The organism is Bacillus yapensis, assembly GCF_005280205.1.
GTDB lineage: Bacteria > Bacillota > Bacilli > Bacillales > Cytobacillaceae > Robertmurraya > Robertmurraya yapensis.
The window spans coordinates 41288-56480 of record NZ_SUND01000014.1 but is presented as its reverse complement, the minus strand read 5'-3'; the positions used below and the strand labels follow the sequence as shown (position 1 = coordinate 56480).

The window sequence follows — 15193 nt, the reverse complement described above, 5'->3', positions numbered from 1 at the left end:
GCCTTAATTTTTCGGTCCACCAGCGACATAAATCACTTGACCACTTACGAACGAAGATTTTTCATCAGCAAAAAACGCAACTGCATTGGCAATGTCCTCTGGCTTCCCAGTCCGTCCGACTGGAATTTGCGATACACTGGCACTAATTAACTGCTCGAACGATATTCCAATCCGTTCTGCCGTTGCCTTTGTCATATCTGTTTCGATAAAGCCCGGTGCAACAGCATTAACTGTAATTCCATAACGACCCAATTCAATCGCCAATGTCTTGGTAAAGCCTTGTAGTCCTGCTTTGGCAGTAGCATAATTCGCTTGTCCGCGATTACCAAGAGCAGAAGTGGAGGAAATATTGATGATTCTTCCATATTTGTTTTCAACCATATACTTTTGAGCAGCTCTAGCCGTAAAGAAAGAACCTTTTAAATGAACATCCATTACGGTTTGCCAGTCTGAATCTGTCATTCTAAAAAGTAGATTATCTCGGATTACGCCTGCATTATTGACAAGAATATCAAGTGAGCCCAGCGCTTCATAGGCTTCCCTTACTGCATCCTCAACTTGTTGTTCGTCTGTTACACTAGCAAACTTAGAAAATACCTCATAACCCTTTTCTCTTAAATCATTCGTAGCGTCAGAAAGCGCTTCCTCATTTACGTCAATAAATGCCACTTTGGCTCCTTCTTCGGCAAAGCGTTCAACGATTGCTTTTCCAATTCCTCGACTACCACCAGTAACAAATGCGACTCTACCTGCAAATCTTCCTGCCATTGGTACTTCCTCCTTGAATCCATAGTTAGTTTATGGTTAATTCTGAATTTTGTATATACAATTATACTAGTAATTAGGAAAAATGAAAAATATAACTCTCACTTACTACTAGGAACTAAATATATTGCCCAACTTTTACATGGCCTTTAATTAGATTTCTCGCAATTATCATGCGCTGGATTTCATCTGTCCCATCATAAATTCGCCAAAGTCGGGCTTCACGGTACCATCTTTCAATTGGCAATTCCCTCGTATACCCCATTCCTCCATGGATTTGTAGGACTCGGTCAACAACACGATTGCCCATATTAGAACCATATAATTTTGCCATGGAAGCCAAATGGCGATTATCCTCACCATGATCCAATGTAAAGGCAGCATTTAGTACGAGCCATTTAGTCGCTTCAATTTCCACAGCAGAGTCAGCAATTTGCCATTGGATCGCCTGTCTCTCAGCGATAGGCTTTCCGAATGTAATACGTTCTTTAGAATAATCAATGGCCATTTGTAAAAGTCTTTCAGCTGCACCGACCGCTCTTGCTCCGACAACCCAGCGAGCAAAGCCAATCCATTCTAATCCAAGCTTGTAGCCGCCATGTACTTCTCCTAAAATATTTTCCTCTGGTACTCGTACATTATCAAATACTAATCCGGCTGGTCCCCATTCCCCCATCGTATGGATGTATTCTGATTTCCAACCCATATCACGGTCAACAATAAAGCAAGTTACACCGTCACGACCTGTTGCTTGATGTTTTTCTTTGTCTGTTATAGCGATAACCATAACAAAATCGGCTTCATTTCCGCCAGTAATGAACGTCTTTTCTCCATTTAATACCCATTCACTACCGTCCTTCACCGCTGTCATTTTAATATTCCTTGTGTCAGAACCAGCACTGGGCTCAGTCATAGCAAAGCAAGATTTTTTCTCACCATTAATCGTTGGAATCAAATATTTCTTTTTCTGCTCTTCGTTCGCATAATAGAGGATATTATCAGCTGAACCGCCAAATGAAAAAGGTACAAATGTTTTTGAGGTTTCCATCATGACGATTGCCATCATCATTTGACCTAAGTCCGCTCCGCCATATTCTGCTGGTGTATTAATTCCCCAAAACCCTGCTTCCTTTGCCTTTAGCTGAAGGTCCTTAAGTTTTCCAGCTGGCAAGCTTGGCCTTCCCTCTCTTTCATTTCTTAAAACTTCGTTTTCCAATGGCATTAATTCCTTTTCCACAAACTTTCGAATCGTTTGTTGCACCATCTTTTGTTCATCTGTTAATCGTAAATGCATACTCTCCACCCCTTTTCAATTTGTAAAGCCTGTCCTCTTCAAATTTCTTCCTCTTCCTTTTATAAGATATTTTCTTTGGAGTTAGAAATATACCAAAATATTGTAAGCGCTTAATTGTTACTTCTCTATTTCTACAACAAATAGTAAGAATCCTTTTTTTGGCATAGGTTTTATCTCAAGCTATATCTCTTGAAACAAGTTTTAAGAAAACAGCTTTAGCAAAAAAATAGCCACCGATTAGGGTGGCCATTCATTTTATGGATACAAATTATCAAACATCTTCTGCATAAAATGTTGCTCGTCACATTTTGCTGTCTCTAATGAAATCTCTCTTCCTTCTTTCACTGTTTCTTCCTTTAATATCCATTTATCTGATTCTTTCTCTATAGTTAACATAATATTATTATTGTTAATATCTTTAAATAGGATATATCCAATTTTCGGATCAGGCTCAAAAAAATAAAGTCTCTTTTCTCCTCGGTACTTTCCTGTCATCAATTTTTTCAGTGAATCAAAGACCTCATTTTTCCCTGATAATATTTCATTTTTCCAAAGTTCACTTGCTGTAAAATAAACGACTGGTTCCTTATCAAGTAAGTCAAAACTAGAAAGTACATCATTATTCACTAAATTAATATACTCAGCTTTCGTTTCCTCGAGCATCTTCTTACATTCTGCAGATAATTCTTGTTCTTGTTCTTCTGCTTTACTATGTATTGGCTCATTCATAGTTATAAATAATACTAACATCAAAAATACGACCTTTTTCACACTAATCACCTCCTCTCTATTATGAGAGAAAGCTAAAGTTATATACATTTTTTCAGATATTATGTTTTTCGCAATAACCCTCTACTAATTCTTCCAACAGATTTGGCTCTGGGAATTTGCCGTCAAAATGAAACGGAATCTCCTCCATGAATTCCCCTTCATGGTATACGTGGATTGCCCCGTTTTGATTGATGACACTAAATTCTGTTTCGAATCGATATCCATTTCGATCAATAGCACCCATTTTTCTCGTCTCCTTTAGCTTGGATCAACCTCATCAAAGGACAGTCTCGTTACTTTCGTATATTCGCCTTTATCAATCTCTTCATCATTCGCATCTTGTTTTAGTTCTTCTTGGTCATTCATTCCAGGAGCCATAGTAGGTTCCTGCCCATTTTTCTTCTTATCCATATGTCCATCTCCTTTGTCTTACTTTTACCCGCTGACAAGACGTTTATTCCAATTTCGTATAATGAAGTTTCCTTTTATGATCCCTGTCATACGATAATCATAGAACAGTGAAAAAATAGAGAAGGAAGTGAAAAAATGGGCTTATATCAAGACCCTAAGGTTAAACCTAAGGTTTTTCATGCCATAGAAAATAGCCCCAATCAAAAGGAATTTAAAAGAAGCTATTTACAAGATATATTTGAAGGGCAAGCGACAATTAACAAATCATTAGCCAAATCGGTGAAACAAGTCCGCCACTTTATGAAAACCACACGTGAATCTCAGAATAATCAAATGGAAGAAGTCATCAATAAGCTTAAACAACAGGAAGAATTAGATTCGCAAGTTCTTCATTTCATTCAACAGCAGGAGCAAATCACAGAAAGCCTTTTGCAAAGATTAGAATTCCTAGAGAAAAACAATGTAGCCATACTTGAGAAGATAGAAGCAGACGGCTTTTTAACACAGGCAATATTAAAACAGCAGGCAGTGCAGGATACTATTCTTTCGAAAATTGCTGACAAGTTAGATGAGAATGAAGCTATTTCAAATCAATTGAAGAAACAAGATGAAGTATACGATGAATTCGCGAGTAAGCTTAACCTACAAGAGGTTTTTCACAATACAGTGATGGAAAGACTTGATCAACAAGAAGGGCTAATTAAGAAGATTAATGGAGAAATTGATCATCTTCGCTCAGTTATATATGAGCGTGCCTCACATATTGTTGAAAGTTTAGAAGCTAATTTTCAACGCATTACGAGCCCGATACAAAGATTCTTTATTTCAAAAGATGAGAAAGAAAAAGAAAAAGTAAAAGAAAAACGAGCGAACACCTAATAATAGGTGTTCGCTCGTTTTTTAAGCAGAATGTGCTGGCAAAATAATATTAAAGGTGGTGCCCTTGTTCAATTCACTTTCAATATAAACAGTACCATTGTGACTCTCGATAATCTTGTAGCTAACCATTAAACCGAGACCATTTCCATCTTTCTTCGTTGTGAAAAAAGGCTCGCCGATTTTTTTCAGCTTATCCTCTGGAATTCCAACACCCGTATCTTGAATCGAGATCTTTACTTGTTCTTTCTCTACATTTACTTTTACGGTTATATCGCCACCATTTGGCATCGCTTCAATGCCATTTTTGATAAAATTCAAGAACACTTGCTTTAATCGGTCTTCATCACATTCTATTTGGACAATTTCATTTGGAACTTCTAAGTGCATACGCACTTTCTTCTTTCTCGCTTCGAAATCCAGTAATGAAACGACATTTTTGATAATCGGGATAATATTCTTTTCTTTTAAGTCCACAGCTTTTGGCTTTGCTAACACCATAAAATCTTCAACAATCTGATTCACACGATCAATCTCATCCAAAATAATTTCAACAAATTCGCGCTTTTGAGGTTCAACCTCGTCTTCATGGAGAACTTCTGCATAACCCTTCATCGAAGTAAGTGGATTTCGTATTTCATGCGCAACACCAGCTGCTAGCTGTCCAACCGCAGCAAGCTTATCTTGGCGATGTAATATCTCCTCTGTACGCTTTCGCTCGGTAATATCGTTTCGAATTGCTAAATATTGATACGGCTTTCCATTCTCGTTCATAAAAGGAACGATCGTCGTATCTACCCAGTAAAAGGATCCATCCTTTGCTCTATTTCGGATTTCTCCCTTCCAAACCTGTCCGTTCCCAATCGTTCTCCAGAGGTTTTGGAAAAATTGTTTACTATGATAGCCAGAGTTTAAGACACTATGATCCTTTCCAATAATATCTTCCTTGCTATACTTCGATATTTCACAGAACTTATCGTTCACCTTTGTGATAATTCCTTTAGCATCCGTAAAAGCGACAATTGAAGATTGATCTAAAGCAAATTTAATGTCAGTAATTTCTTTGACTGTTTCCTTCAATTTTCGTTCAGATGTTTTCCGATCGGTAATATCGGTCCGTATGGAAACATATTGATACGGCTTCCCTTTATCATTTAAAAAAGGAACGATGGTTGTATCCACCCAATAATAAGTTCCATCCTTCGCTTTATTACAAATCTCTCCCTTCCATACGTCACCATTTCCAATCGTCTTCCATAGAGATTGGAAAAATTCTTTCGAATGGTAACCAGAATTGAGAATCCGATGATTTTGGCCGATTAATTCTTCTCGAGAATATTGGGAGATTTCGACGAACTTATCATTCACATAAGTAATTGTACCTTTAGCATCTGTCATAGCTACAATTGAAGATACATCTAAAGCAGCTTTTATGTCCTTTAAATTAGAATCTGAAACAGCCAATCTTTTGCTCACAAGTGCACTCGAGCCAATTAAGCCACTTAAAATAAGGACAGCAATAATTAAGATTACATAAATAAGAAAGCTGTCTTGAAAAGGAGTACCGTTTACTACTCGATCACTTGCAGCAATTTTTGTAGCCTTCAAAAGCAATAAATGCCCTTCCACTACTGCACCCGTAATAATTAATGCACTCAAAGGACGGAGCCACGTCTTTTTTGTAAGATTACCGATTTTCGGATTATAAAGAAGCCAGAATACGAAATAAAACGACACAAATACAAGAACAGCAGCCACAACCAAAATCGCTATATTGTAGGTGATCGACATTTCAAGACCAAACATCCCAATTGTATGAATTGCACAAACAGCACCAGTCATTAAGAAACTAGCAATAATTATATGAATTGTAGATGTATTCTCAATCGAAACAGCATAAAAAGACATCCCTGTAAAACAGATTCCCACAACAATGGCTAACAGTGTAATAAGTAAATTGTAATCTGATGTTGCTGTAACATCTAACGCTAACAAAAAGTTCATTATCCAAATACCGAAGCTGAGCGATAACGAACCACCAATAAATAGAAGCGGCTTATTTCGTTCAGATGTCCTTAGCATCGAAAACATATCCAATGCTGAATACGTTGCCATCATCGTTAAAATTACGGCGACGCACATGATAATTGGATCTACTGAGTTCAAGAGATTTTCCATCATGTATCAATCCTTTTTGCAGTTTATATAAGACTCTTTTCCATCTATGTACCTGCGAAAAGAGCAATGCATTATCAATATGGTTCAGTGCTTATGTTTTTTTACGAAAAATTAATTTACCCGAAAACATCCTAATATTACAACTATGATTGTAATGGAAAGTGCTGTAACAAGAAAGGAATATTTTATCTATTCGTGCAAAAGGACAAATATATTAGAATTCTGAACTTTTTATTAAAAAACTGTACACTTTTTCTATACATTTGTGTATACTGTACTATAACAGAATGAACAATAATATACTGTATTAAAAAAGGAGGAAATGACGATGATTCAAAGTCCAGTTGAATTTTTCCGTACGTTACCAAAAAAGGTTTGCCCTGAATGTGGGCAAGTGATGCAGGAGCAAGCTGAGTCCTATTTAATGGAATGTGATCGCTGTCTATCAAAAAAAGTTGAGTAAAAAATGAATGCAATGAGGAGTAATACAACCTCATTGCATTTTTTGTGTCACGTAATCTACCATTTCAATTATTTAATTTCATTAAATATTTAGAAAAATATATTAATTATTTTCATGATTATGCTATTATTTAATTAGGGTATCGAAATAATAGGACCCTGCCATACATAAGGAGGAGAATAAATGGAAAAAACGGTTGTCAAGCGTTTGAAGCGTGATGAAGTACCTGTTGAACAAACATGGAAGTTAGAAGATTTATTTCAAACCCCAGCCGATTGGGAAGCTGAAATTGCTACAATAGAAACAGAGCTATCTTCCTTTTTAACATACAAAGGGAGACTCCATGAAAGTGCAAAGACATTACTAGAGTGTCTTGAGCTCCAAGAAAAAGTAGTAATGAAACTAATTTTAGTATTCGTATATGCACAATTAAAACAATCAGGTGACGGAACAGACCCAGTAAATCAAGCAAATGCCTCAGTTATTAGTAATTTGCGTTCTAAAGTGGATGCTGCCCTTTCTTTTATCAAATCAGAGATTATTGCAATGGATCAAGAAACCATTCAAGCCTTTATGCAGGAAGATGGCCTAAAACCATTTGAAAAGACTCTATTAGACATTTTAGACGAGAAAAAATATCGACTTTCTCCTGAAACTGAGGAGGTTTTGGCCGCATTAGGAACTGTACATGATGCTCCTTATGCCATTTATCAGACAAGCAAATTGGCTGATATGCAATTCAAATCCATTGAGGATGAGGATGGAAATGAGTTACCGAACTCCTTTGCCCTTTTTGAAGATCGGTATGAATTTACACCAGATACACAGACTCGTAGAAAAGCATATGATTCATTTGTAGAGACGTTAAACAACTATAAAAATACATTTGCTGCAACTTATGCAACAGAAGTAAAGAAGCAAGTAACCTTAGCTAAATTAAGAGGTTATGATTCAGTTACAGACATGCTTTTACAGCCACAGCAAGTTACGACTGAAATGTACAATAATCAACTGGATATCATCCAAAAAGAGTTAGCTCCTCATATGCGTCGATATGCTAATTTAAAGAAGAAAGTATTAGGGCTGGACGAGCTCCGCTTTTGTGATTTAAAAGCGCCTTTAGATCCCGATTTCAACCCACAAACTACTTATGAAGAAGCAAGTGAAGTCATTTTAGAAGCATTAAAAGTCATGGGACCTGAGTATTCAGAGATCATGAAAAAAGGATTAACAGAAAGATGGGTCGATTTAGCTGATAATGTCGGGAAAGCTACAGGCGCATTCTGTTCAAGCCCTTATGGTTCTCATCCCTACATTTTGATTACGTGGACTGACACAATGCGAGGAGCCTTCGTCCTTGCTCATGAACTAGGACATGCAGGACATTTCTATTTAGCTAATAAGAATCAGCGAATCATGAATACTAGACCTTCTACGTATTTCGTCGAGGCACCTTCTACGATGAATGAAATGCTTTTAGGAGACCATTTACTTTCGAATACAACAGACCCACAAATGAAACGTTGGGTTGTGCTACAGTTACTCGGTACGTATTATCACAACTTTGTGACTCACTTATTAGAGGGTGAATACCAACGCAGAGTGTATGCCCTAGCTGAAAACGGTACGCCATTAACTGCAAAAGTATTATGTGAGGTCAAAGGAAATGTTCTATCTGACTTCTGGGGAGATTCTGTTGTTTTAGATGAAGGTGCAAGCTTAACATGGATGCGTCAGCCGCATTATTATATGGGACTCTACCCTTATACTTACTCCGCTGGTCTAACAGCTTCCACTGCGATGTCACAAATGATTAAGGAAGAAGGTCAGCCTGCTGTCGACAGATGGTTAGAAGTTTTAAAAGCTGGCGGAACAAAGAAGCCTCTTGATTTACTGAAGCACGCTGGCATCGATATGTCACAGCCTGAACCAATCAAAAAAGCGGTAGCCTATGTTGGTTCATTGATTGATATTCTTGAAGAAAGCTATGAGTAATTAAATGTTGAAAGCTCTCTAGTCCGCTAGAGAGTTTTCTTTTTTTGAATAAGTTATAGTCCCTGAGTAAACCCTTTTAATATGAGGTGAGCGAAATGAATAACGATGAGTACTTAACACATGCACCTAAAAAGAAAGGTGTAACGATTAACACGGATGGACGAGCACCTAATCAAAAGAATTATCCTGGAGATTCTGTAAACGAGCATGAAAGTCTTGAAACAGCAAATACGATTATCGCCGAAGGTGAAATAGGTCAACAAAAGGAAAATCTATAAAATAAAGGGCCACTTCTCACGAATCTTATGAGTTTGGCCCTTTATTCTTAATTGATCTTAGGGAGCTCACGTACCTCCATCGATGTCTCATTGCCACATAAAGGGCATTTCAAATCGTTACTTGCGAAATCCTTCCTCATCCAGCCATTACAGCCTTCATCCATACATGCATATACTTCCGTATCCATGAGAATATCTTCTGGTTTTTCTTCTGCAGCTTTTCGGTTAAAAAAAATAGCAATTGCCCCCTTCTCATTTACTGTCGCTTGATTTTATTTCTCCTTCTACATAAGAGTCATTAACTTGTTCATGTGTAGTAGCTAAGCCAGAGGAAACTTGATCATTTTTATTGTAATCATCAGGAGAATAATGGCGGTTTGCTAGCTTTGAACTATCTTCAGATTTATTGTCTTTCATATGTATGCCCCTTTCAAAAGATATAGTGGTAACAAAGTTAGCTTTCACTAACTAAAGGGTATTCATTCATAGATCCGGATCTTTTCTCAGTTTTTGAATCTTGAAATTGGAAAAACCTGCGCAATACGCAGGTTTTTCTATAAATAATTAAATTACAACCAAGCTGCTCCGACAATGATTAAGAGAATGAATAAGACGACAATTAAAACAAAACCGCCTTGACCATATCCTCCCGTTGGATAAGCGTAGCCGCAACTACCGTAACCGTAACCCATTACTCCACTTCCTTCCTAAAGTGTTGAAGAATTCTCTCTTTTTATCTTATTATTTGGAGGCCTTCTCCGTGATTAATACCATCCACCAATGTAGGACGCACCTACAATAATAAGAAGGATGAACAATACTACGAGTAATGCAAATCCGCCGCCATATCCAATTCCAGCTCCTGCGCTCATTAATATCCACCTCCTATAACATCTACACCTATAGTATGAAAGGGCAAGTTGTCCCGAATGGGCTTCTTCACTAACGACCTAAAAGAATTTAAAAAACACATCAAAAATATGATGTCCTTTGGTTAGGACAAACAGCTTCAAGATAGAATGAAACTGTCCCAACAGTTTGATCAGTAAATACAAACCGCTTCTCTAAAAAAATAAGTTCACAATATATCCATAGTATTTTCGTCACTTATTTCTTATCTTTATTATGGGAGGGTACAAAATGAAGAAAATATATATTATTTGTGGTGTTATCGTAGCACTCGCGATTGCAGCGGGTATTTCATTTTTCATCATCCGTGACCAAACTTCAACCATTCCAAATACGATTGATTTAGTCACAGTGCATAATGAGCCTTATAAATTTTCTGAATCGGATCAGAAATTAAAAGTTGTCGAATTTATTTATACAAATTGCCCTGATATCTGTCCTACTACAACTTTAAAAATGAATATGCTTAAAAAGGATTTACAAAAAGCTGGTGTCTTTGGAGACAAGGTACAATTTCTAACCATTACGATTGATCCTTATCGAGATACGCCTGAAAAGTTGCAGGAATATATGAAGAATTTCGAGATTGAAGATGACGGTAATTGGCTTTTCCTTACAGGTGACCAAAAGAACATTAAAGAGGACTTGAAAGAAATCGAAGAACTTGCCGGTACGTTCCAATTCCAATATCGAGATCCTGGTGATGGCTTCTTCGTTCACTCGACTTATATCTACCTGTTAGATGAAAATAATCAGTATATAAAGAAATACCCAATGGGTGAAGAATTTGATAGAGAAGCGATGTTTAATAAAATCATGAAGAAAATCGATTAAAAAAAGAAGCGGTGATGTAAAAATCATTCACCGCTTCCGTTTTTATGTGTTTTAATGTGCCGTTTGTTGTTTGAGAATCATGATCGTCTTTGATCTCGGTTTGGTAATACTCGCTTTAATCCCGGACTTTTTTAATCGATCAACAAGATCGACTAGCTTCTTCTTATCCATTCTCAAAACTCCTTTACCGTTCTAGATGTTTCTATTGTAACTGAGAAATATGAATAAAATATGAAAAAATGAAAAATAGTTTTATTTTTTTGGATTTAGATTTAAAGCATTTCCGTTATAGTCTTTTAGAATGGTTGAATGATACGTACCATCGACCCAGCTTTCCAATTGATCCTGATACCATTTACTGAGGACATTTCCTGATTGACCTGGACCGACTAGGTGGTATCCTGTTTGGATGTCATCCATATCAACCACAAATCTCCATGAAGCACCATGATTCACGGTTCCGTCTTCTTTGAATGCCGCAGCTTGAACCGTCACCGGACTTCCTCCAACAGGAACTTTCCCCCCACTATTAAATAATAGATTTAAAGGACGCACACTTGAAAGTGGATGAGCAAAATAGATTTGATGATAGTCTCCCCATTCCCATTTTTCCATATTGGATCCATAGGAATCTTCTAATTCCACTAATACTCGTAAAAGGGAATCTTCTAAAACGGTTGTTAATCCTCCATTCTCTTCAATCCAAGGACCGGGGTCTCCCTCTATCGCTTTTCTTAATAGTTCATCAATTGCCTGACGTTTTCCACCAAATAGTTCTAAAGTTTCAACAGGAATTTCCTCTTCAAAAAGGACATCCTGAATTTCTTTTGTCCATAAATTAAAGATCATTGGTGCTGCTTGCTCGGCTCTATCAACAAAATCCCATTTATCTAAAATAGAAAGAGCCTCCTTCACCTGTTCATCCTCAGAATTCTTTAACAGGTCCACAAATAAAGGAACAAATTCCCTAGCTTGTAAGTTCATCTTATCCATTTGTAAGTTCATCATATCGTCTACTGTTATATTGTCTTTCGCTGAAATAAATTCCTGAATTCGCATTTGTCTAAAAGGCTGTGCCCAATCATGACTAATGTGGTACGGATAATCATCATTAATGACTTTATTATTAGCAGTCGAAATAAAACCTTCTTTTGGATTGACCACTCTTGGAAGTTCGTCAAATGGAATATAATCAACCCATTCGTACTCATCGGTCCAACCAGGTACTGGCAATAATCCATCCCCTTTTTTACGGATTGGGATTTTTCCATTGGCCTTGTAGGCAATCGTTCCATCAGTTGAAGCAAAAACAAAGTTCTGTGCTGGTGTATGGAAGCCTTCTAACGCCTTCTCGAATTGTTCCCAGTCCTTAGCCTTATTCATATTTAGCACTGCTTCAAGTTCACTTGATGGTTCCAATGCAGTCCACTGTAAGGATAGAACAGTATCCTTCCCGCTTTCCCCTGCAAATTCTGAAATCACCGGTCCATGTCGCGTGATGACAATTTCATAGTCAACTGGGTCTTGGTCCTTCACTTTAATTTCCTCTTTTACAACAGATGCTTCTTCCCAATTGTCATTAAAAAGAAATTCATATTCGTTATCTGGATTTCTTTTTTCAATATATAAATCCTGCACATCTGGTCCTGTATTTGTTACTCCCCATGCCACATGCTCGTTATGTCCAAGTATGATTCCGGGAATTCCGGCAAAAATGACTCCGCTTACATTTACAGACGGTGCTTGTAAATGCATTTGATACCAAATGGCCGGCGTTGCGAGTGATAAATGTGGGTCATCTGCTAAAATCGGCTTCCCTGATTTCGTTTTTTCCCCGCTTACTACCCAGTTGTTGCTCCCATTAAATTCATGTGGAATCACAGCACTAGCAAAGCTTTTTTCAATATCTAGCTCGTCTTTCGAAATGATGTATGGTGCATCTTCTGGATAGGATGGAAATAGATCATACGCTTTTTCCTCAGGGAAGCTTTGTAATAAATAGTAACGGAAAGCTTGATCCTCCCAATGTCCACCAAGGTCAAATGCCATATACTTACCGATAGTTAGCGAATCCACCGGTGTCCAAGGCTCTGGTTCATAGCCCAACACTGTAAATTCAATTGGCCACTTATTGCTTTCTTGGAGTTCCTTTATATAAAGATTGACCCCTTCTGCAAACTTGTCGAGTACATGTTTGGCTGTATCTGAATACTGATTATAGGAGCTTTCAGCCGCTCTTCTAAGTCCTAGTGTTAAAAAATATTTATCGTTTTCCAATGCCGCTTCACCAACGACCTCGCTTAATCGACCCGATGCTTGCCTTCGGCTTAAGTCCATCTGAAATAAGCGATCTTGAGCTTGTATATAACCTTGAGCTAAATATAAGTCCTCTTCGTTCTTTGCGGTGATATGAGGTACTCCATTCTCATCTCTTACCACTTCAACTGGCTCTTGTAATCCTGTTAGCTGAATTTCCCCATCTATCTGTGGATGTGAACGTGTGATATAAGCGTACAAACCGATTGCAATCGCCGCTATCAGCACGACAAGACTTCCCACTGTCCAGCCAATAATCTTTTTCCAACGTTTGCCTCTTTGTTTCTCTATTGGAACTGTTGCCTCCATTCTATTTCCCCCTTTAATTCTACTGACCCTCATACATAATTCTTTATTTGTAGAGAAATTCCTTTATTTGCACCTTCCTATTTGGGGAAAAAGTTTCCCTTTGCTGTCGTGAAAATGTTATAATGTGAGATATTGTTCAAATTTGGAGGTAGTAAATGTTAACTGTAACTGACGTAAGTTTGCGCTATGGTGATCGTAAACTTTTTGAAGATGTAAATATTAAGTTTACTCCAGGGAACTGTTATGGCCTAATTGGTGCAAACGGTGCTGGAAAATCAACTTTTCTAAAAATAATCTCTGGTGAAATCGAATCTCAATCAGGTTCTGTACATTTAGGTCCTGGAGAGCGTTTAGCCGTTTTAAAACAGAATCACTTTGAATTCGAAGAAGAAGAAGTTCTTAAAGTTGTTATCATGGGACACGCTCGTCTCTATCAAGTAATGCAAGAAAAAGACGCGATTTATATGAAAGCAGATTTTACCGATGAGGACGGCATGAAAGCTGCTGAACTTGAAGGTGAATTCGCTGAATTAAACGGTTGGGAAGCTGAATCTGAAGCTGCAATCCTTTTAAAAGGGCTTGGAATTGAAGAGGATCTTCACACAAAGAAAATGGCGGATATAACTGGTGGAGAAAAAGTGAAGGTTTTACTTGCACAAGCTCTATTCGGTAAACCTGACGTATTACTACTAGATGAGCCTACGAACCACCTTGATATTAAAGCAATTCAATGGCTTGAAGAATTCCTTATCAACTTTGAAAACACAGTCATCGTAGTATCCCATGACCGTTACTTCTTAAATAAAGTTTGTACGCATATTGCCGATTTAGACTTTGGAAAAATTCAAATCTATGTTGGTAACTATGACTTCTGGTACGAATCTAGCCAGTTAGCTTCAAGAATGGCTCAAGATCAAAATAAGAAAAAAGAAGAAAAAATTAAAGAATTACAAGCCTTCATTGCGCGCTTTAGTGCAAATGCTTCTAAATCGAAACAAGCAACTTCACGTAAAAAATTGCTTGATAAAATTGAATTAGATGACATTAGACCATCTTCTCGTAAGTATCCGTATGTTGGTTTTACACCTGAGCGCGAGATTGGAAATGACCTTCTGCGTGTTGAAGGATTAACAAAGACAATCGATGGCGTTAAAGTACTTGATAACATCAACTTTGTCATGAACAAAGACGATAAGATTGCTCTTGTTGGTGCAAACGAACTTGCAAAAACAACTCTATTTAAAATATTGATGGGTGAAATGGAGCCAGATAGCGGTACTTTCAAATGGGGAGTAACAACTTCTCAAGCCTATTTCCCAAAGGATAACTCCGAGTATTTTGAAAATAGCGATTTGAATCTAGTAGACTGGTTACGCCAATACTCGCCGAACGACCAAAGTGAGAGCTTCCTACGTGGGTTCTTAGGAAGAATGCTCTTCTCTGGTGAAGAGGTATTAAAGAAATCAAGCGTCCTTTCAGGAGGAGAAAAAGTTCGTTGTATGCTATCCAAAATGATGCTTAGCGGATCAAACGTCCTTCTTTTAGATGAGCCTACAAACCACTTAGATCTTGAATCTATTACTGCACTGAACAATGGCTTAATTAACTTTAAAGGCTCAATGATTTTCGCATCTCATGACCATCAGTTCATCCAAACGATTGCAAATCGTATTATGGAACTTACACCAAGCGGTCTAGTCGATAAGCAAGTGACTTATGATGAGTATTTAGAAAATACAGAGCTTCAAAAGCAAATAGCTAGTATGTATTAAAATGATAAATGAGAGTTTCCAT

The 15193-nt window shown here is 37.5% G+C and carries 17 protein-coding genes; 6 read left to right on the top strand and 11 right to left on the bottom strand.

Going from position 1 to position 15193, the window contains the following annotated elements; translation table 11 throughout:
- Positions 1–3: 3 nt before the first annotated feature.
- From fabG to FAR12_RS23520, 5 genes are all read right to left on the bottom strand, one after another.
- A complete protein-coding gene (gene fabG, locus FAR12_RS16270; RefSeq protein WP_126409870.1) occupies positions 4–768 on the bottom strand; it encodes a 3-oxoacyl-ACP reductase FabG in 765 nt (254 codons plus the stop codon).
- 115 nt (positions 769–883) lie between these two features.
- Positions 884–2059, bottom strand: a complete 1176-nt coding sequence (locus FAR12_RS16265; RefSeq protein ID WP_126409869.1) for an acyl-CoA dehydrogenase family protein — start codon at positions 2057–2059, stop codon at positions 884–886.
- Positions 2060–2314: 255 nt separating this feature from the next.
- On the bottom strand, positions 2315–2830 hold the full coding sequence (locus FAR12_RS16260; protein ID WP_126409868.1) for a hypothetical protein: 516 nt from the start codon (positions 2828–2830) through the stop codon (positions 2315–2317).
- A 52-nt stretch (positions 2831–2882) separates the two neighbouring features.
- Positions 2883–3074 (bottom strand): YbxH family protein, encoded by a 192-nt coding sequence (locus tag FAR12_RS16255; protein WP_126409867.1) that lies wholly within the window; start codon positions 3072–3074, stop codon positions 2883–2885.
- Between the two features lie 14 nt (positions 3075–3088).
- Complete coding sequence (locus FAR12_RS23520) at positions 3089–3241, bottom strand: hypothetical protein (RefSeq protein ID WP_170972231.1); 153 nt, start codon at positions 3239–3241, stop codon at positions 3089–3091.
- A 135-nt stretch (positions 3242–3376) separates the two neighbouring features.
- Between FAR12_RS23520 and FAR12_RS16250 the strand changes: the two genes are divergently transcribed.
- Positions 3377–4120: a hypothetical protein gene (locus tag FAR12_RS16250; RefSeq protein ID WP_126409866.1), complete on the top strand. Its 744-nt coding sequence runs from the start codon at positions 3377–3379 to the stop codon at positions 4118–4120.
- Positions 4121–4141: 21 nt separating this feature from the next.
- Here the strand turns inward: FAR12_RS16250 and FAR12_RS16245 are convergent, their stop codons facing one another.
- Positions 4142–6295: a PAS domain S-box protein gene (locus FAR12_RS16245; RefSeq protein ID WP_126409865.1), complete on the bottom strand. Its 2154-nt coding sequence runs from the start codon at positions 6293–6295 to the stop codon at positions 4142–4144.
- Between the two features lie 328 nt (positions 6296–6623).
- Between FAR12_RS16245 and yhfH the strand changes: the two genes are divergently transcribed.
- The 3 genes from yhfH to FAR12_RS16230 all read left to right on the top strand — a co-directional run bounded on the left by yhfH (position 6624) and on the right by FAR12_RS16230 (position 9031).
- A complete protein-coding gene (gene yhfH, locus FAR12_RS16240; RefSeq protein WP_126409864.1) occupies positions 6624–6758 on the top strand; it encodes a protein YhfH in 135 nt (44 codons plus the stop codon).
- A gap of 183 nt (positions 6759–6941) precedes the next feature.
- Positions 6942–8753 carry an oligoendopeptidase F gene (gene pepF, locus FAR12_RS16235; protein ID WP_126409863.1) on the top strand — a complete coding sequence of 604 codons (1812 nt, stop codon included), beginning with the start codon at positions 6942–6944 and terminating at the stop codon, positions 8751–8753.
- Between the two features lie 95 nt (positions 8754–8848).
- Positions 8849–9031 carry a hypothetical protein gene (locus FAR12_RS16230; RefSeq protein WP_126409862.1) on the top strand — a complete coding sequence of 61 codons (183 nt, stop codon included), beginning with the start codon at positions 8849–8851 and terminating at the stop codon, positions 9029–9031.
- Between the two features lie 47 nt (positions 9032–9078).
- On the opposite strand, the gene FAR12_RS16225 is transcribed toward FAR12_RS16230, so the two are convergent.
- From FAR12_RS16225 to FAR12_RS16210, 4 genes are all read right to left on the bottom strand, one after another.
- Entirely contained in the window at positions 9079–9267 is a 189-nt protein-coding gene (locus FAR12_RS16225) for a cold-inducible protein YdjO-related protein (RefSeq protein ID WP_126409861.1), read from the bottom strand.
- Between the two features lie 16 nt (positions 9268–9283).
- Positions 9284–9448 carry a YozQ family protein gene (locus FAR12_RS16220; RefSeq protein WP_126409860.1) on the bottom strand — a complete coding sequence of 55 codons (165 nt, stop codon included), beginning with the start codon at positions 9446–9448 and terminating at the stop codon, positions 9284–9286.
- A 152-nt stretch (positions 9449–9600) separates the two neighbouring features.
- The gene (locus tag FAR12_RS16215; protein WP_126409859.1) at positions 9601–9723 is read right to left on the bottom strand and encodes a YjcZ family sporulation protein; all 123 of its coding nucleotides are present in this window, start codon (positions 9721–9723) and stop codon (positions 9601–9603) included.
- A 72-nt stretch (positions 9724–9795) separates the two neighbouring features.
- Positions 9796–9903, bottom strand: coding sequence for a YjcZ family sporulation protein (locus tag FAR12_RS16210; RefSeq protein WP_126409858.1), 108 nt, complete (start codon positions 9901–9903; stop codon positions 9796–9798).
- Between the two features lie 268 nt (positions 9904–10171).
- Between FAR12_RS16210 and FAR12_RS16205 the strand changes: the two genes are divergently transcribed.
- On the top strand, positions 10172–10774 hold the full coding sequence (locus FAR12_RS16205) for an SCO family protein (protein ID WP_126409857.1): 603 nt from the start codon (positions 10172–10174) through the stop codon (positions 10772–10774).
- A 252-nt stretch (positions 10775–11026) separates the two neighbouring features.
- Here FAR12_RS16205 and FAR12_RS16200 read toward each other — a convergent pair whose 3' ends face one another.
- On the bottom strand, positions 11027–13399 hold the full coding sequence (locus FAR12_RS16200) for a penicillin acylase family protein (protein ID WP_126409856.1): 2373 nt from the start codon (positions 13397–13399) through the stop codon (positions 11027–11029).
- Positions 13400–13554: 155 nt separating this feature from the next.
- Here FAR12_RS16200 and FAR12_RS16195 point away from each other — a divergent pair, with 155 nt between their 5' ends.
- Entirely contained in the window at positions 13555–15171 is a 1617-nt protein-coding gene (locus FAR12_RS16195) for an ABC-F family ATP-binding cassette domain-containing protein (RefSeq protein WP_126409855.1), read from the top strand.
- The last annotated feature ends 22 nt before the right edge of the window (positions 15172–15193 follow it).